Origin of the sequence: Sphingomonas sp. ATCC 31555 (assembly GCF_000282895.1) — a bacterium.
Taxonomy (GTDB): Bacteria; Pseudomonadota; Alphaproteobacteria; order Sphingomonadales; family Sphingomonadaceae; genus Sphingomonas.
This window is the reverse complement of record NZ_ALBQ01000013.1, coordinates 81,747-97,926: the sequence shown is the minus strand read 5'-3', so window position 1 is coordinate 97,926 and position 16,180 is coordinate 81,747. Positions and strand designations below refer to the sequence as shown.

General features: G+C 67.8%; 16 protein-coding genes. 7 read left to right on the top strand and 9 right to left on the bottom strand.

The window, feature by feature from the left end; genetic code table 11:
* Nucleotides 1-80 precede the first annotated feature (80 nt).
* A complete protein-coding gene (locus B215_RS0106845) occupies nucleotides 81-281 on the top strand; it encodes a hypothetical protein (RefSeq protein WP_082664469.1) in 201 nt (66 codons plus the stop codon).
* Nucleotides 282-469: 188 nt separating this feature from the next.
* On the opposite strand, the gene B215_RS0106840 is transcribed toward B215_RS0106845, so the two are convergent.
* Nucleotides 470-3,487, bottom strand: a complete 3,018-nt coding sequence (locus B215_RS0106840) for a glycosyl hydrolase family 28-related protein (protein WP_019368898.1) — start codon at nucleotides 3,485-3,487, stop codon at nucleotides 470-472.
* A gap of 134 nt (nucleotides 3,488-3,621) precedes the next feature.
* Here B215_RS0106840 and B215_RS0106835 point away from each other — a divergent pair, with 134 nt between their 5' ends.
* Nucleotides 3,622-4,146 (top strand): gluconokinase, encoded by a 525-nt coding sequence (locus tag B215_RS0106835; RefSeq protein ID WP_026009037.1) that lies wholly within the window; start codon nucleotides 3,622-3,624, stop codon nucleotides 4,144-4,146.
* Here B215_RS0106835 and B215_RS0106830 read toward each other — a convergent pair.
* The gene (locus B215_RS0106830; RefSeq protein WP_019368896.1) at nucleotides 4,136-4,813 is read right to left on the bottom strand and encodes a FadR/GntR family transcriptional regulator; all 678 of its coding nucleotides are present in this window, start codon (nucleotides 4,811-4,813) and stop codon (nucleotides 4,136-4,138) included. The two genes, B215_RS0106835 and B215_RS0106830, sit on opposite strands and share 11 nt — an antisense overlap.
* Before the next feature lie 256 nt (nucleotides 4,814-5,069).
* Here B215_RS0106830 and B215_RS0106825 point away from each other — a divergent pair, with 256 nt between their 5' ends.
* The 3 genes from B215_RS0106825 to B215_RS19660 all read left to right on the top strand — a co-directional run bounded on the left by B215_RS0106825 (nucleotide 5,070) and on the right by B215_RS19660 (nucleotide 8,537).
* Complete coding sequence (locus B215_RS0106825; RefSeq protein WP_019368895.1) at nucleotides 5,070-5,315, top strand: response regulator transcription factor; 246 nt, start codon at nucleotides 5,070-5,072, stop codon at nucleotides 5,313-5,315.
* A 190-nt stretch (nucleotides 5,316-5,505) separates the two neighbouring features.
* Nucleotides 5,506-7,158, top strand: a complete 1,653-nt coding sequence (locus B215_RS19665; protein ID WP_050990143.1) for a DUF1800 domain-containing protein — start codon at nucleotides 5,506-5,508, stop codon at nucleotides 7,156-7,158.
* 11 nt (nucleotides 7,159-7,169) lie between these two features.
* Entirely contained in the window at nucleotides 7,170-8,537 is a 1,368-nt protein-coding gene (locus B215_RS19660; protein ID WP_019368893.1) for a DUF1501 domain-containing protein, read from the top strand.
* A 75-nt stretch (nucleotides 8,538-8,612) separates the two neighbouring features.
* Here the strand turns inward: B215_RS19660 and B215_RS0106810 are convergent, their stop codons facing one another.
* The 7 genes from B215_RS0106810 to B215_RS0106775 form a co-directional block, all read right to left on the bottom strand.
* Nucleotides 8,613-9,257 carry a hypothetical protein gene (locus B215_RS0106810; RefSeq protein ID WP_019368892.1) on the bottom strand — a complete coding sequence of 215 codons (645 nt, stop codon included), beginning with the start codon at nucleotides 9,255-9,257 and terminating at the stop codon, nucleotides 8,613-8,615.
* Between the two features lie 94 nt (nucleotides 9,258-9,351).
* Entirely contained in the window at nucleotides 9,352-9,690 is a 339-nt protein-coding gene (locus tag B215_RS0106805; protein ID WP_026009036.1) for a hypothetical protein, read from the bottom strand.
* Nucleotides 9,691-9,893: 203 nt separating this feature from the next.
* Nucleotides 9,894-10,475, bottom strand: a complete 582-nt coding sequence (locus B215_RS0106800) for a hypothetical protein (RefSeq protein WP_152997836.1) — start codon at nucleotides 10,473-10,475, stop codon at nucleotides 9,894-9,896.
* Nucleotides 10,476-10,559: 84 nt separating this feature from the next.
* Nucleotides 10,560-11,321: a ThuA domain-containing protein gene (locus tag B215_RS0106795; RefSeq protein WP_019368889.1), complete on the bottom strand. Its 762-nt coding sequence runs from the start codon at nucleotides 11,319-11,321 to the stop codon at nucleotides 10,560-10,562.
* Nucleotides 11,318-12,622: a M20/M25/M40 family metallo-hydrolase gene (locus B215_RS0106790; protein ID WP_019368888.1), complete on the bottom strand. Its 1,305-nt coding sequence runs from the start codon at nucleotides 12,620-12,622 to the stop codon at nucleotides 11,318-11,320. Before B215_RS0106790 ends, B215_RS0106795 begins: the two co-directional genes overlap by 4 nt.
* A 252-nt stretch (nucleotides 12,623-12,874) precedes the next feature.
* Nucleotides 12,875-13,123: a glutaredoxin domain-containing protein gene (locus tag B215_RS0106780; protein ID WP_026009035.1), complete on the bottom strand. Its 249-nt coding sequence runs from the start codon at nucleotides 13,121-13,123 to the stop codon at nucleotides 12,875-12,877.
* Between the two features lie 32 nt (nucleotides 13,124-13,155).
* On the bottom strand, nucleotides 13,156-13,389 hold the full coding sequence (locus B215_RS0106775; protein ID WP_037513262.1) for a DUF6894 family protein: 234 nt from the start codon (nucleotides 13,387-13,389) through the stop codon (nucleotides 13,156-13,158).
* Between the two features lie 148 nt (nucleotides 13,390-13,537).
* On the opposite strand from B215_RS0106775, the gene B215_RS0106770 reads away from it, so the two are divergent.
* Nucleotides 13,538-14,869, top strand: a complete 1,332-nt coding sequence (locus tag B215_RS0106770) for a dicarboxylate/amino acid:cation symporter (RefSeq protein ID WP_019368884.1) — start codon at nucleotides 13,538-13,540, stop codon at nucleotides 14,867-14,869.
* Nucleotides 14,866-15,798, top strand: coding sequence for a serine O-acetyltransferase EpsC (gene epsC, locus B215_RS0106765; RefSeq protein WP_019368883.1), 933 nt, complete (start codon nucleotides 14,866-14,868; stop codon nucleotides 15,796-15,798). The genes B215_RS0106770 and epsC overlap by 4 nt, the downstream gene beginning before the upstream one ends.
* Nucleotides 15,799-16,180: the final 382 nt, after the last annotated feature.

The following is a 16,180-nucleotide window of genomic DNA, read 5'->3' as shown; positions in this document are numbered from 1 at the left end:
CCGACACGTACGACATTGGTGGTAGGCGGCGCGAAGCCCCGGCTGGACAGGGCCGCCCCGCCCTGTCTATCGGCACGCAAATGCCTGTTACTGCTACCGTGATGAACTCCACCACCGGCCAACCGATTCAGAAGATGACCTTCGGCCGGATGCCCAAGCCCTGGGCCTCCTTCACCCTCGAAAGCGGCGAACTGGTCGCCATCGATCGGGTCGATGTGGGCAAGCCCGCGCCGGGCAAGGTGGTGGTGCCGGTGTCGGTGTGGGTCACGCCGAAAAAATAGCGGCACCCCGGATCACCCGAGCGCGAACGCGTTTCCCAAAAGCCGCCGTCATTCCCGCGAAGGCGGGAATCCATCATCCTGCGCGGCCGGAGAAAGAGCCGCGCCATCAGCGCCGATGGATCCCCGCCTGCGCGGGGACGACGGTGTTATCTGCGATCACCCGGCCCATTGTCGCCGAAGACGGACGATCACGGCCGGGTAGAATATAACGCGTGGTGCGTCAGGATGAACAGCGTGCGCTTGTCCGGCCCGCCGAACAGGATCTGGGTCGGCCGTTCGGGCACGTCGATGCGCCCCACCTGCTTGCCGCTTGCGTCATAGACGAACACCTGCCCGTTCGCGACATAGACGCGACCATCCGGTGCCACCGCGACGCTTTCGCCGCCGCGATTGGCAAAGGGCTTCAGATCGATCAGCGTTCCCGAAGGCCCGACCGTGCCCGTATAGGTCATGTTCTCCGACGCGTTGGTAACGAACAGTCGCTCGCCCGGCTTGCCGCCGACCAGCCCGTTGGCGTTGAGCGCGTGCGACCAGCGCCAGCCGACATGGTCGATCGGCCCCTGCTGCCATACCCGGAAGGCGGGCAGCGCGATGCTGCCGTCGGGCGACACATATTCGCGCGCCTTGGGTTCGCCGGCTTCCTTGGCGAACAGCTCGGCCATGGTGGTGAACTGGTAGGTCTGGTGGTTGAGCTGATCGCGGAATTCGCCGTTGGCCCACCAGTTGACCGGTAGCAGCGTCTTCGCCTGCCCGTCGCTGCGCACGGCCGTCGGCTCGATACGGGTCAGCTGGTCGCGCGGCCCGTCGGGATCGATCGCATAGACCGCGCCCTTCGGCCCAAGCGACGAGAGCACCAGCAGCTTGCCCGAGGCATCGACCGCGAGGTTGACCGGATCGAGCGCGTGGTCGCGGATGATCTCCAGCCCCTTCGCCTCCGTCCAGCGCTGGATGCGCTGGAAGCGGCGATCGATGAAATAGAGCCGGCCCTGCGCGTCCACCGCGCCGCCGGAGATCGAATAGAAGCCGTCCTCCAGCTTCTCCACCTTGCCGCCCGCCGGCTTCTCCGCCACCTGCCGCTCGACGGCGCCGATATCGAGATGGGCGAACTCGCGCTCGCGCACCAGCTTCTTGCCGGTCACGTCCTCGATCGCATTTTCGAACGGATATTTGCTGGCGCGCAGGAAGGTGCCGCAGCCCTCGTCGTCGCACGCCGCATAGCCGCTTTCGGCGTTGATATGGACGTTGCGGAAGCGGATGTCGGAAGAATTGAACAGCCGCACCGCCGCGAACGCCGGATGATAGCTGCGCGTCACCCGATAACCGTGATAATTGGCGAACAGCAGGTTGCGCGAATTGCGGATCTCCAGCGAAACCGCGTCAGGCCCGTCGCCCACTTCCTGCTCGGTCTGCGGGGCCAGGAATTCCCAGTTCTCGACATTGTCGAGCACGAATTCGTTGCGAACATGGTGCTCGACCGACATTTCATAGACATGGCCGGGCACGCGCGTGTTGGTGATGGTGAAGCCGGCCTGGGCAAAGGTGTTGGGGCTCCACACATCGGTGAAGGTGCCGCCGCCGCCATCCACCCAGATGCTGGGATATTGCGCATCCCAGCGGCCGTCCGCCACCGGATCGCCGCTCCGCGCCTGCAGGCTGCCGAGCGGCTTGCCATCGGCGGTGGGGGTACCGCCGCCGCCCATGATCTTCACGTCCTGCATCAGGCTGTTGGCACCGGAGCGCCACAGCACCGCCGCCGCGCGCGGGTTCACCCGCCCCGTGAACAGGCCGAGGCCGGCCAGGATGTTGTCGCCGCCCAGCGGCGTCTCCAGGATCGGCAGCACGCTGCCCAGCCCGGCATGGGCGGGATTGCCATCGGGGATGTAGAGCTGCGTCGTCGCCGGGTGCAGGCCGATCAGCACGCTGTCCGGCCGCAGCTTCAGCCGGTCGGTGACCTTGTAGAAGCCGATCGGGAAATAGAGCACGCGATTGCCGTCGATGGCCTTCTGGAGCGCGGCGGTATCGTCGGCCTTGCCGTCGCCCACCACCCCCAGCGTGCGGACGTTCACCCATTCGGCCATCGCGGGGAGCGCCCGCACGGCAGGATCGCGTCGGGCGGGCAGCGCCGCCAGCGGCTGCACGTCCGCCTGCGTCTTGTATTCGCCCATCGCGCCCAGCTTCGGCACCGCCAGGCCATAGGAGAAGGACGCGACGCGATATGCCCTGCCCTTGCCCGCCACCGTCTTGCCGCTTTCGCGGAAGCGCGCGAACACCGGGCTGTCGATCGCCACGGCATTGTCGAAGCCGACCTGGGTGAACACGTTATTCTCGCTGGAGATCACCACGCCGGCCCGGGAGACGCGCTCGAACCGCACGTCCTTGCCCCAGAGCGAGTCCGAATAGCCGCGATCGATCTCGATCCCCACCGGCGTGTCGCGGATCGCGACATTGACCAGCGTCAGGTCCACCTCATGCTCGCGGATCGCGGCGTCGCGCTGGCCGTCGAAGGTCGAATCGATCAGCGTGAACTGCCAGGCGGGCGAGGTCTTCTCGGTGACGATGCCGTAGCGGCCACCCTTGAAGGCGACGCGTTCCATCACGTTGCCGGCCTGGTACACCCCGGCAAAGGCGGAGCCGAGGCGGAATTCCATGTCGCTCAGAAACGCGTGCTGCGCCATGCGGAAGCGCACGCCCGCGGCGGCGGGATTGCCGCCCGCGATCTCGATGTCGACATTGCGCATCGAGGAATAGAAGGTGCCCGAATTGGCGTCGCGCACCACCTTCTCGCGCGGCACCACCGTCGGCACCGGCACGGGCACCTTGCCCACGGCATATTGGTCGTCCCCGGCGAAGACGAGCATCGTCGATACGCCCTGCTGGAAGCCCGGCGTGTTGGCGCCGAGCAGGATCACCGGCCGGGTGGGGCCGACGCCATAAACGCGCACCCCGGCGGGCACGACCAGCGTGCGGGTGATGCGATAGCGGCCGGAAGGCAGGAACACGATGCCGTGCCGCGTATCGTCGCGGGCCGCATCGAACGCCTTTTGCAGCGCGGCGCTGTCATCGGCCTTGCCGTCCCCCTTTGCCTTCACCGTCACCGCGCGCGGCTCGTCCGGTGCGGTCGGGAAGACCGAGATCGACTGCGCCATTGCGGGCGTCGAGAGTGCGGTGGCCATCAGCAAGCCGGCGGCGATGCAGCGCAATTCCATCCCCTGATCCTCCTTAGTCTTTGATACCAAGGGCTAACCCGCCTGCGGCACGCGAACATCTGCGACCATGGTCGTAGTTTTCAGCCGCGCATCGCCTGTCCAGAACCGCCCGGATGGCAGCGGGAGACCAGGCAATGCCGGAGAGACGCGCAGGCGCGGTGATCGTGATGGGCGTCAGCGGCTGCGGCAAATCGACGCTCGGCGCGCTGCTCGCCGACGCGCTGGGCTGCCCTTTCCTGGAGGGCGATGCCTTTCATTCGGAGGCCGCGGTCGCCAAGATGCGCGGCGGACAGCCGCTCACCGATGCCGATCGCTGGCCCTGGCTCGATCGGCTGGGCAGCGCGATGGCAGAGACGGTCGCGGCGCATGGCATCGCGGTCGGCGCCTGTTCGTCGCTGCGCATCGCCTATCGCGAGCGGCTGCGACGGCGGATCGGCGGGCCGGTGCAGTTCGTGCTGCTCGACGCGGCGCGCGAAGCCCTGCTGGCGCGGATGCAGGCGCGCCCCGGCCATTTCATGCCGCCCGGCCTGCTCGATAGCCAGCTCGCCACGCTGGAGCGGCCCGGTGCCGCCGAAGCGGCGCTGACGCTCGCTGCCGATGCTCCTGCGCCGCTGCTGTGCGACGCGGTGCTTGCGCATCTCCGCGCCGTCAGGGCATAAGCCTGCGCCGTCCCTCCCCCAGATGCCAGCGCATCGCCAGCGCGGCGCGCTCCGCATCCTGGGCGCGGATCGATTCGACGATCACCTCATGCTCGCGCAACATCACCGCGATCACTTCCGGCGGGCGCGATCGGGAAATGTCCACGCCGGCCTGCATCACCTTCTCCACATCCGGCCATAGCGCGTCGAACGCCTGCTGGAACGCCAGATTGCCGGTGGCATCAGCGATGGCGCGGTGCAGCTCGCGATCCTCGACATGGGCAGGCGCGCTGGACAGCAGCGCCGTGCGCAGCCGACCGAGCGCCGCTTCCACCTCGATCATCTGCTCCGGCGTGCGGCGCTGCGCCGCCAGCCGCGCCGCCTCGGTTTCCAGCACGAACCGCACTTCGTAGCTGCCCAACGTCGCCGGCAGTTCGGCGAGCGGCATGAACGCCTTCAGCCGTTGCGACGGGCGCCCCTTGACGAACGATCCCGCGCCGCGCCGCACTTCGGTGATCCCGTCGGAGCCGAGCCGCACCAGCGCCTCGCGCACGATCACGCGCGACACGCCGATCATTTCCGCCAGGCGCGCTTCGGCGGGCAGGCGATCGCCGATCTGCAGGTCTTCCGATTCGATCAGCGCGACGATCGCGGCATAGGCATGGTCGGAAAGCCGGGGCTGGCTCATCGGCCGCTGCGCTCCCGTTCTGGAACCCGCATCCCCTCCCCTCCCGCTGACGCTCGGCCTCGCCGAACCTATTAGACAGGTTCTAGGCAGCTGCGCACCGATTTGCCAGATCAAACGCGGTTTCTACGACCATCGGCGATATTTCCGCTTGAATCTGTCCTACCAATCGAGGTACGTTAACGTTAACGATTCCGCGGGCCCGCGCGCTTCGGCGACGCTCGACCCCGCAAGGCAATCGAAGCATGGGAGAGAAGCGATGCACGTCGCGATGGATTTGCAGGATGTCCCCGCCGCCCCCACTCCGCCGCGGCTCACGCCCACCCAGATGGAAGTGCTCCGCCATGTGCATTCGGGCCTGCTCAACAAGCAGATCGCGCACGAACTCGGCATCGCCGAAGCGACGGTGAAGGTTCACATGACCGCGCTGATGCGCAAGCTGAACGTGCGCAACCGCACCCAGGCGGCGATTGCCGCCAGCCATTATGGCTGGGCGCAGGGCTGATCCCGCATAAGCACCGGCGACTACGGGATAATCCCGGGTCGCGCCGCCAGGTTTAACCCGTCGCTAACCATGTCCGTCGCCCGGTTCTTAACCGTACCGGGCGTACAGCTTCCTTCCGTGCCACCGCGCGTTCGAAGGAACCTGCTCCGTGTCTTGCGTATCGAAATGGGCCATCGCGGCGGGTGCTGCGATGGCATTGGCCATGCTGGCGGGCTGCGATGGCGGCGGCGGCGGTGGAAGTGGCGGCGGCGTCGCGTCGCCGGTCTCCCTGCCGACCCCGGCACCCAGCCCGGCGATCCCCGCCCGCGACGATGCGGTGCGGCTGGCCCAGCAGGCCAGCTTCGGCCCCACCATGGCGTTGGTGGAACGCATCCGCAGCCTGGGGGTGAACGGCTGGCTCGACGAACAATTCGCCGCCACCGGCAGCACCTATGCCGACCTCGCCACCAACGAGGTGCGTCGCGATAGCTGCGCGTCCGGTGATTCGGCCTGTTCGATGCGCAACTTCAGCCGCACGCCGGTGGCCATGCGCTTCTATGCCGATGCGATCAGCGCGCCGGACCAGCTGCGCCAGCGCGTCGCCTTCGCGCTCGGCCAGCGAATCGTCGCATCCGAAGCGGAAGTGCGCTCGACCGCCGGCATCGCCGCCCTGCACCAGATCTTCCTCGCCAATGCGTTCGGCAATTATCGCGACATCCTGCTCGCCGTCACGATGAACGGCTATATGGGCGACTATCTCGACATGGCGGACAGCCGGAAGGGCACGCCATCGGAGAATTACGCCCGCGAATTGCTCCAGCTTTTCGCCATGGGGCCGGAACGGCTGGCGATGGACGGCACGCCCGAGCGCGACGCCAGTGGCGGCACCATCCCCAACTACACCGCCGACGATATCCGCGAGGTCGCGCGCGCGCTGACCGGCTGGACCTATGCCCGTGTCGGCGGCGCGGCGACCAGCGACGGGCAGGCGATCAGCTATGCCCAGCCGATGATCCCGTCTCCGACGCGCTACGACAGCGCCGAAAAGCGGTTCCTGGGCGTCACCGTGCCCGCCGGCGCGAGCCAGCAGGCGAGCGTTGCGGCAGTGGTCGATGCCGCGTTCAACCACCCCTCCACCGCGCCTTCGGTCGCACGCCACCTGATCGCGCATCTCGTCACGCCCAATCCCAGCCCCGCCTATATCGGGCGGGTGGCCGCGGCCTTCGCCAACAATGGCAGCGGCGTGCGCGGTGACCTGAAGGCCGTGGTCCGCGCGATCCTTACCGATGCGGAGGCGCGGGCGCCCCAGGGCAACGTCGCCGGCAAGCTGAAGGAACCGGTGCTGGCGATGACCAGCCTGGCGCGGGTGATCGGCTTCACCACCGATGGCTATGTCTTCCAGGTGCGCGATGCGATCATCGCCCAGCCGGTGATGCGGGCGCCGTCGGTGTTCAATTTCTACCCTGTCGATTTCCCGCTGCCCGGCAATGCCAGCCTGCGCAGCCCCGCCTCGAAGCTGCTCACCAGCAACACGGTGATGCGCCTGCACAACCTCGTCTATGAGTGGACGGTGACCGGCGATGCGACACGCGGCGAGTTCGCTGCGGTCACCACGCTGCCCTCCACCTCCGGCTCCGCGCCCTTGTGGGGCGATTGGGAAGCGTTCGGCGACGACGTCGACGCCATGATCGCGCGAATCGATCTGCTGATGTTCGCGAACGGGCTCAGCAAGGCGCAGCGGGATGCGCTGAAGGCGGCGGCGATGGCAGTCACCAATGCCGATCCCAAGCTGCAGGCCCGCAAGCGCGCGCAGATGCTGCTCTATGTCGCGGGCACCAGCCCGATGTTCCTGGTCGATCGCTGAGGATCCCCGCCATGTCGCTTTCCCGTCGCGATTTCGTTCGCCTCACCGCCGGCACCGGCGCGCTCGCCGCGCTCGGACAGTTCGGCCGCACCGCCGCCGTCGCCGCGCCCAGCGGCAGTTATCGGGCCATGGTCGGCATCTTCCTGTTCGGCGGGAACGATGGCTGGAACATGGTGATCCCCACCGATGCGCGGCACAGCGCCTATCTGGCGGCGCGCGGCAGCGTCGGCATCGCGCGATCGGCGCTGACGCCGCTCAGCGGCAGCGCGATGGCGCTGCATCCGGCGATGGCGGCGCTCCAGCCGCTCTGGGACGAAGGATCGCTGGCGGTGGTGCTGAACACCGGCACGCTGTTCGCGCCGCTTACCAAAGCCAGCTATCAGTCGCGAGCGGATCTCCGCCCCGCCAATCTGATGAGCCATTCCGACGAGCAGGACCATTGGCAGGGCCTGCGCGCCCGCGAACCCAGCCGCGACGGGTTCCTCGGCCGGATCGGCGACCGGATGTCGGGCGGCACGCTGCCCCCGGTCATTTCGCTGGCCGGCGCGGCGATCGGCGTGCTCGGGCGGCAGACGACGCCGCTGATCCTGCCCTCCAGCGGCCTGCCCGGCCGCGCCGGCTACAGCGCCGGATCGAGCATGAAGAATGCCGCGATCACCGCGCTGGCCAGCAATGCCGACGGCAATGCGATGCTGGACGGCGTCGCCCAGGATCTGACGCGCAGCTACGATCAGGCGGCGGCGGCAAATGGCATCCTCGCCGGCACCAGCAGCACGGACAGCTATTTCACCAACCCGACCACCGGCGCCGCGCTGACCAGCGAAGTCGCCAGGCAGCTGATGGTGGTGGCGCGGATGATCGCCGCGCGCGGCACACTGGGCCATGCGCGCCAGAACTTCCTGGTCAGCCAGGGCGGCTATGATACCCATTCGGGGCAGGTGCAGGGCGGCGCGACCGCGCTGGGCGGCCACGCCAATCTTCTCGGCGACCTCGCCATGGCAATGGCCGGGTTCCACCGCGCCATGGCCGCGCTGGGGCTGGCGGCGAACGTCACCAGCTTCACGATGAGCGATTTCGGCCGCACCTATCTGGGCAACGGCCAGAACGGCACCGACCATGCCTGGGGCAACAACCATCTGGTGATGGGCGGCGATCTGGCACCGAAGACGATCTTCGGCAGCTATCCCGATCCGGTGCTGGGCGGCGCCGACGACATCACCCGTGAAGGCCGGTTCATCCCAGGCATCGCACAGGAGGAATATCTGGGCGCGATCGCGCGCTGGCACGGCGTTGCCGATGCCGATCTGCCCTATGTCTTCCCGAACTGGTCGACCTGGAGCACCGCCGGGCGCGGGCCGCTGTCGCTGTTCCGCGGGTAGGTTGTCGACTGGCGGGCTGTTGGGACCTTGACGGCGGGCCCGCCGCGCCGGCCGACCAGATTCCCGAACGAACGCTTAGTTCGCGGGGCTGGCATGCAGGCCGGGGAACACCTCTTCCAGCGGCTTGGTGTCCGGCAGGACATAGACATAGCCGCCCTTGCGCCGGAACGTCGGCTGCACCGTCTTGCTGTAAAAGGCGCTGGGCACGTTGATGCAGCCGAACGTGATGCGATTGTCATCGGTGCGCGACGATAGGAGCCGCTGGCGGCGGCGTTCCTTCTTAGGCGATGCCGGCGGAATCGGGTGCAACGCAACCGAGGTGAAATAATCGACCCACAGGACACGGGTGCTGCCGGCGGCAAGCCCGAACTTGGCCAGGAACCGGCCGGCCGGCGTGGTCTTCTCCGCAGGGCCGATTTCAGAGAGGTTCTTGGAACCGATGCCGGCGGTGGCATCATCTCCGGGCGCGATCCCGATCAGCACTGGCACCGCGCCGATCGCCTTGCCCTTGGCGTTGAACAGGAACAGCGCCGCGTTCTTCTTGTCGACGATCGCATAGGGCAGCGCGTGATTGTCCTTGCTGGTGGAAACCCAGCCGGCAACGCGTTCCGCCTCGGCGGATAGAAGGAGCTTGGCGGCCGCCGGCTTGGCGGCTTCCGGGGTCGACGGGATCGGTGCGGAAAGCACAAGCCCTGCCAGGGCCAGAACGGTGGGGATCATCGATGGGGGCTCGATACGGGAAAAGGATGGCCGCTTGATGGGCGGCCATCCTGTTCAGGTCAAAGGACGTACCGGCCCGAAGGCCGGGGATCGATCAATTGCGCGCGCGCTTGCCGCGCTTCTGCTGTGCCTGCATCTGCATCTGCTGCTGCTCGACGCTGTCGACGCGGCCGGTCAGCTGGTCGAGCCGCTGGCCGTTCTGCTGCGCCTGGCCGGCTGCGGCCTGGGCCTGGCCGGATGCCGACTGCGCCTGGGCCAGCGCCGCCTTGGCGGTGCTGTCCGTTTCCTGCAGGCGCGTTTCGAGCGTGTCGACGCGCGCGCTGACGGGGGCGATCTGTTCGCGGACGAAGGACTTGGTGGCACAGCCGCTAAGCCCGACGGCACCGACCATCACCAGAACTACGGGGGCAATCTTACGTACGGTATGCGACATTGCTTTTCTTCCACTCGTTAACCAAGGGTAACTACCCAAGCCGAGCCTTCCGGTTCCAACAATCCCGCTTCCGATCGGCCGTGCCTCTTCTCCGGCCGGCCGAAATTCGGGAAATGCGCGACGCATCTATCTGAAATACAATGCAGTTTGGGATATGATCAGATCGTCGCAAAATCGGCTCGGCTGGTGGAATCGCGCCGCCGCTATTTCCGGCGCTTGGGCTTGGCTTCGGGTGCGAAGGGATCGCGCGGGATGTCGGACGATCCTTCGCCCGAGGATGCGGCGCGCGGTGCGGGCCCGGTCTGTGCAGCGACGCAGCGGCGCAGTTCCGCCACCGCCGCGCCGCTGCCGGTAAGGTCCAGCTGCGCCACCTTCACGCCGCCGCGATCGATGTGCAGCGCCTTGGACGTGGCAAAATGATCCGGGAACTTTGCCTCGAATGCCGATACGAAACCGCGCTTGCCGTCCGCGGCCAGTCCTACCGCCGCGTGATTCGGGTAGCCGCCGCGCGTCAGCCGGAAGTTGAGCTTCACCCGTTGCTGCTGTTTGATCGACCAATGGTCGTTCAATACCGACAGATGGTTGCTGCCATCGCGGTCCATCCCCAGCAGCACGCTGGTATTGCCGTCGACCGGATAGCTGCGGGTGAGGAAGCAGCCCTGCCCGTCCTTGCTCGCCGCGATCGTCCAGTCGCCCAGCGTCTGCGGCGCATAGCTCTGCGCCGACGCTTCCGCACCGGCGACTACCATGGGCAACAGCGCCAGCAGCGCAATCCTTGACGTCATCATCGTTCGTTTCGCTCGTTCAACCTTCGGTGCGGCGAAAGCGCATGGCAGGCGATTTCGCTCCCTCGCGCAGGCTCGAGCAAATCAGCGCTGCTCGCCCTTCCCCGTCGCCGTCCAGTAGATGCCGCCCAGCAGGTGTTGCAGGTAGCGATCGTCGCGGTACATCACCGCCTCATGGCCCAGCAGCGTCACGAACACGCGGCTGCGGCCGTGACGGCGATACCAGGCAAGGGGGTGATCCTTGCCCATCCGGTGACCCACCTGGCCCGGCCAGATGCGGGTGGGATCATAGCTTGTCTCATCCACCCCCAGCACGCGGTGGATCGCGATGTCGAAGGGATTGGCGGTGACGTAGAATTCGTCGCTCCACAGCCAGCGATCGGGCAGGCCGAAGGCGGCGGGGAAGCCCTTGTCGAGCACCGTCACCACGCCGGTCTGGATCATTGGATGATTGACGAAGCTGCGGCCGATCAGCTTCTCATACCATGGCCACACCCCCGCCGGTACGATCGCGGCGCGGTGTACGATGACCGCGTTGCCCCCGCCAGCCATATAGCGCTCGAGCCCGCCACGCTGGCTGGGGGTAAAGCTGTCCGCGGGCGTGTTGAGAAACAATATCGTGGCGTAGCGTTCCAACGCGCCGTCCAGCGGCGCGCCATCCTTGCTCCACGTCAACCCGAAACCGTGCAGCCGCGCCAGCTGCTCCAGACTGTCACGCGCAACCGGGATGTATTCGTAATGATAGGTGCTCGGCGCTGCGACCACCAGCACCTCGAACTGCGGTTCGGCGCGGGCCAAACCGGGCAGCAGGAGCAGCAGCGCCAGCGCGAGCAGCAGCCGCCTCACCGCGCGCGCTCGGTGCTGAGGCGCGACATCAGGATGGCGGCGCGCTTGGCCTGGCGGGCGATGCTGGGCAGGTCCACCGCCTCGCCCGGCGCATGGTCGCCCGTGCTGTAGGGGCCGAGCCCGGCGAGGCTGTCCACATCGGCCGCGACGAACGAGATGTCGCCTGCCCCCCGCTTCAGCGGATCGAGCGCCGGCATCTCTGCCAGCCCGAGATCGCGGTTCACGCCGTTGAGCGCTGCGAGCAGCGCGCGATTGCCTTCGGTCGGTGCCATCGCCGGATAGCCTTCGCCGAATTCGATGCGTGCGTCGGTACCCGGTGCGTGCGCCGCGACGATCGCCTCCATCTTCGCGCGCACCCGCGCGGTCTGGGCCGGGCTCAGCGTGCGAAAATCGCCGACCGCGATGGCGACGGGTGGAATGATGTTGGGCTTGCCCGCCGCTGCGGCCGCGCCCGTGGCGTCGATGCTGGCGCGCGCACCGCCGGCGATCACACCGGTGTTGAAGGTGAGGTTGGGCTCCGGCAGTTCCGTGCGGAAGGCGGCCAGGATCCGCACCAGCTCGTAAATCGCGCCATCGCCCACGCCGGGGCCGAAGATGCCGGAGCTGTGGCCGGTGGTGCCGCTCGCCGTGATCCGCCAGTCGATCGCCGATCGCCGCGCCACCGATCCCATGTCGCGCCCGTCATCGCGCACCAGCCCCTCGAAATCGAGCGCGACATCGGCGCGCTTGCCGGCAGCGATCAGATCGGCGCGGGCGATGCTGTGCGGGCTGCCCGATTTCTCCTCGTCGCCGGTCAGCACGATCTCGATATTGGCAGGCGCCAGCGTGCCCGCCGCCTGCATCGCGCGCAGGGCAGCGACGATCACGACCATACCCCCCTTGTCGTCGCCCACGCCGGGCCCTTCGGCAAGGTCGCCCTTGCGCACGAAGCGCTGGAACGGGGAGTCGGGCTCGAACACCGTGTCGAGATGGCCGATCAGCAACAGCCGCTTGGTGCCGGGCCGCCCGCGGTGCACCGCGATCAGATGGCCGGCGCGCTGCACTGCGTCCATCGGCTTCCAGGTGACCGCGAACCCCAGCGCTTCCAGCTCGGCGCGCATCCGCTGCCCCACCTTCGCCACTCCGGCGAGGTTCAGCGTGCCGCTATTCTGGTTCACCAGTTCCTCGAGCAGCGCGATCGAACGATCCTGGTCGGCATCGACGGTGCGGACCATCGCGGTCTCCGCCTTGGACAGACGCTGGGCGGCGGCCGGGGCGGCGGCAAGCACCATGCTGCCGGCAAGGGCGGCGAGCAAGGGCATGAGAGTGGGTTTCGCGATCACGGGAGCCTCGTTGCTGGGAGAGCCACTGGTTGAACACAGCCGCGCCACCGCTTCAAGGGCGGAGCCATGGACCCCCCGCCCTGCCGATGCGTTCAACCCGCAGGATCGTACAGGAGAAGACGCCATGACCAGCGCACTGCTTCGTCACCTGCCGCCCGCCCGGCTTGCGATCGGTGTCGCGATCAATCTGGCCGGGGCGGCGCTGCTGCTGCACCCGATCGGCGGCTGGGCTTAACGATCCGCAAGATAGCGTTCGAGCGCGTCGGCTCCACCGATCTGCCGGTCGCCGATGAACACCACCGGCGTCGTCGCGACGCCGAACCGGGTCTTGGCATCGTCCACCTCCACCCGCGAGCTCAGGACCCGATCGTCGATCGTGTAGCCGCGCTCCTGCAGCAGGTCGCGCGCCCGGACACCGAAGGGGCAGACGTGATCGGGCAGCACCATCCGGTACAAGACTGCGTGGCCACCATCGTCCATGTTCCGCTTCCTCGTTTGCTGGAGGCACCGCCTCAGGAAATCTGCCGCGCCAGATCGGTCAACAGGATGCGCGCCACCGGCTGCTGCGCTTCATCCTCGATGTCGAGGGTGCCGTGCAGCGGCGTCGACAGCCGGTGCCGGCGCAGCACCCGCCGGGCGACGCCATGCGCCGCGATCATTGCCTGGCGCAGATCGGGAAGCTCCCGCTGCTCGGACAGATGCGACACATGATCGGGAGTACACAAACGAAAGCGATAGGCAGGCATGTGCCTGATAATGCGTGGACTGGCAGGGGGTTGCGCGGGACTTTTCGGTTCGTCGCAAAGCCGGGGCAGGCGCCGCCCACACAAAATCTTTAGGGGACGATATCAAATCCCATTTAGATGATGGGCATTAAGCCGCCATCTTTACTGGATGATTTCGCAACGCCCGACTTCGCCGGAGCCGCGCTCCACAGGCACCCGCCTCTCGTTCGGCACGCAGGTGGCGCTCGGCCTCGTGGCCGGGCTGGCCCTCGGCCTGCTGGTGCGCGGGGGTGCCGGCGGCGCATGGCTGGGCGAGGCACTGCACACCACCGGCCAGATCTTCGTCCAGCTGCTGAAGGCGCTGGTGCCGCCGCTGGTGTTCACCGCCATCGTCGCCTCGATCGCGGCGCTGCGCGATCTGGAGAATGCCGCGAAGCTGGTGGTGCAGACGCTGCTGTGGTTCGCGATCACCGCGCTGATCGCGGTTACGATCGGGATCGCGCTGGGCCTGCTGCTCCAGCCGGGGCTGCACGCCGGCGTCGAGGCGGCCGCCGCGCATGCGCCGTCGACCAGCGGATCCTGGCTCGACTTCCTCAAGGGCCTGGTGCCGGCCAATTTCCTGGGCCTCAGCGCTGCGACCAAGCTGGCCGATGGCACGGCGAGCACGGCGCTCAGCTTCAACGTGCTCCAGATCATCGTGCTGGCGATCGCAGTGGGCGCGGCGGCGGTGCGCGTGGGGGCCGCGGGCGAGCCGTTCCTCGCGTTCAACCAGTCTGCACTGACGATCTTCCGCCGGCTGCTGCGCTGGGTGATCGCGCTGACCCCAATCGGCAGCGCCGCGCTGATCGGCGACGCCGTCGCGCGCTATGGCTGGGATGCGCTGTCGGCGCTGGGCGCTTTCGCTACTGCCATTTATCTCGGCCTCGCGCTGGTGCTGTTCCTCGTCTACCCGCTGCTGCTCGCCGCGAATGGCCTGAACCCGCTGCGCTTCTTCGCGGCCGCCTGGCCGGCGATCCAGCTCGGCTTCGTCTCGCGCTCGTCGATCGGCACCCTGCCCGTCACCGAGGACGTGACCGAACGGGCGCTGGGCGTACCGCGCGCCTACGCCGCCTTTGCCGTGCCGCTGGGCGCGACGACGAAGATGGACGGATGCGCCGCGATCTATCCAGCGGTATCGGCGATCTTCGTCGCGCAATTCTTCGGCGTGACCCTCCATCCGCTCGACTATGGGCTGATCGCCTTCGTCTCGGTGATCGGATCGGCGGCGACGGCCGGGCTGACCGGCGCGACGGTGATGCTCACCCTTACCCTCTCTACGCTTGGCCTGCCGCTGGAAGGCGCCGGGCTGCTGCTAGCGATCGACCCGATCCTCGACATGGGCCGGACGGCGGTCAACGTCGCCGGCCAGGCGCTGGTGCCGACCTTGGTCGCCAAGCGCGCCGGCATCCTCGACAGCGCACGCTTCGAGAGCGGGAGCCCGGCCGGAGCGGAGCCGGCATGACCGCCGAAATCGCCGCCACCGTCACCGCGCTGTCGCAGGCCCGTGCCCGCTGGCGCGACCGCCAGACCCACCGCAGCGTCGCCGCCCATTTCCCCCGCCCGCAGGCCTTGGCGCTGGCGGTGGAACAGCTCGCCGCCGCGCTCTACCCTGTGCGGCTCGGCGGGTTTCGCGGCGCGGTGGCGCAGGAAGACGCCTTCGTCGCCGCCGCGCTCGGCCAGGCACTGGCAATCCTGCGCGAACAGGTGGCGAGCGAATGCGCCTATTGGTCCGGCTGGTCCGCCGAGCCCTTCGACACCGACCAGCCCGACCTGATCGTCCGCCTGTTCGCCGCGACGCTGCCGGACATCCGCGCACTGACCGACAGCGATGTGGAAGCGGCGTTCGTCGGCGATCCGGCAGCGCGGACGGTGGACGAAGTTCTTATCAGCTATCCCGGCGCGCTGGCGGTGCTCCACCACCGCATCGCCCACCAGCTGTTCCAGCTCGGCGCGCCGATCGTAGCGCGCGTGATTTCCGAACTCGCCAATGCCCGCACCGGCATCGACATCCATCCCGGTGCGACGATCGGCCCGAGCTTCTTCATCGATCACGGCACCGGCGTGGTGATCGGCGAGAGCGCGATCATTGGCCGCAACGTGCGGCTGTACCAGCATGTCACGCTCGGCGCCCGCGCGCCGCTGGGCCTCGCGCCCGTCGGCCCGCGCGAACGCTTCGCCCGCCACCCGATCGTGGAGGACGATGTGACCATCTATGCCGGCACGACGATCTTGGGCCGCGTCACCATCGGCCGGGGATCGACGATCGGCGGCAATGTCTGGCTGCTGCGCGATGTGCCGCCCGGCAGCGTGGTGGTGCAGCCCGAGGCGCTGATCCTGGAAGAGCACCGCGCCCGCGACCTGTTCGCCGATCCGGGCATCCGACCGGCTTGAGCCTGGGGCCGATCCGGGCGGTGCCCATCGGCTGAAGTTTAGGAAGTTTAGGCGTTCGCACGTTTGAGCGCATCTCGCCACGAGGGCGCCGAGGGCACCCTGAAGTTTAGGAAGTTTAGGCTCGTGAAGCATCGAGCGCGTGCCAGGGCCGCGCAGGTCTAGCCCACGAAGCGGGTGCTACGCGCGCAGAAGGGCGTTACCGAACAGCATCAAAGAGCGGCCGACTGAAAGCGGCGGTTCGATACATATGGAGAGCATCGTTGCGGACGCAAGGACGGTGACTGCTGCGTTGGACGGTGCGGGCGATGATCGCCGCGAATGCCCTGAGTTGGGGGGATAGCTGTCTGGCGGCTTCCAGGTCACGATCGCGGTTAGCAGCCGC

Bases quoted from the DNA above. Each gene is read 5' to 3' on its own strand.
- B215_RS0106845 (WP_082664469.1), top strand. From the start codon at position 81: ATGCCTGTTACTGCTACCGTGATGAACTCCACCACCGGCCAACCGATT.
- B215_RS0106840 (WP_019368898.1), bottom strand. From the start codon at position 3,487: ATGGAATTGCGCTGCATCGCCGCCGGCTTGCTGATGGCCACCGCACTC.
- B215_RS0106835 (WP_026009037.1), top strand. From the start codon at position 3,622: ATGCCGGAGAGACGCGCAGGCGCGGTGATCGTGATGGGCGTCAGCGGC.
- B215_RS0106830 (WP_019368896.1), bottom strand. From the start codon at position 4,813: ATGAGCCAGCCCCGGCTTTCCGACCATGCCTATGCCGCGATCGTCGCG.
- B215_RS0106825 (WP_019368895.1), top strand. From the start codon at position 5,070: ATGCACGTCGCGATGGATTTGCAGGATGTCCCCGCCGCCCCCACTCCG.
- B215_RS19665 (WP_050990143.1), top strand. From the start codon at position 5,506: ATGGCATTGGCCATGCTGGCGGGCTGCGATGGCGGCGGCGGCGGTGGA.
- B215_RS19660 (WP_019368893.1), top strand. From the start codon at position 7,170: ATGTCGCTTTCCCGTCGCGATTTCGTTCGCCTCACCGCCGGCACCGGC.
- B215_RS0106810 (WP_019368892.1), bottom strand. From the start codon at position 9,257: ATGATCCCCACCGTTCTGGCCCTGGCAGGGCTTGTGCTTTCCGCACCG.
- B215_RS0106805 (WP_026009036.1), bottom strand. From the start codon at position 9,690: ATGTCGCATACCGTACGTAAGATTGCCCCCGTAGTTCTGGTGATGGTC.
- B215_RS0106800 (WP_152997836.1), bottom strand. From the start codon at position 10,475: ATGACGTCAAGGATTGCGCTGCTGGCGCTGTTGCCCATGGTAGTCGCC.
- B215_RS0106790 (WP_019368888.1), bottom strand. From the start codon at position 12,622: ATGCCCTTGCTCGCCGCCCTTGCCGGCAGCATGGTGCTTGCCGCCGCC.
- B215_RS0106780 (WP_026009035.1), bottom strand. From the start codon at position 13,123: ATGGACGATGGTGGCCACGCAGTCTTGTACCGGATGGTGCTGCCCGAT.
- B215_RS0106775 (WP_037513262.1), bottom strand. From the start codon at position 13,389: ATGCCTGCCTATCGCTTTCGTTTGTGTACTCCCGATCATGTGTCGCAT.
- B215_RS0106770 (WP_019368884.1), top strand. From the start codon at position 13,538: ATGATTTCGCAACGCCCGACTTCGCCGGAGCCGCGCTCCACAGGCACC.
- epsC (WP_019368883.1), top strand. From the start codon at position 14,866: ATGACCGCCGAAATCGCCGCCACCGTCACCGCGCTGTCGCAGGCCCGT.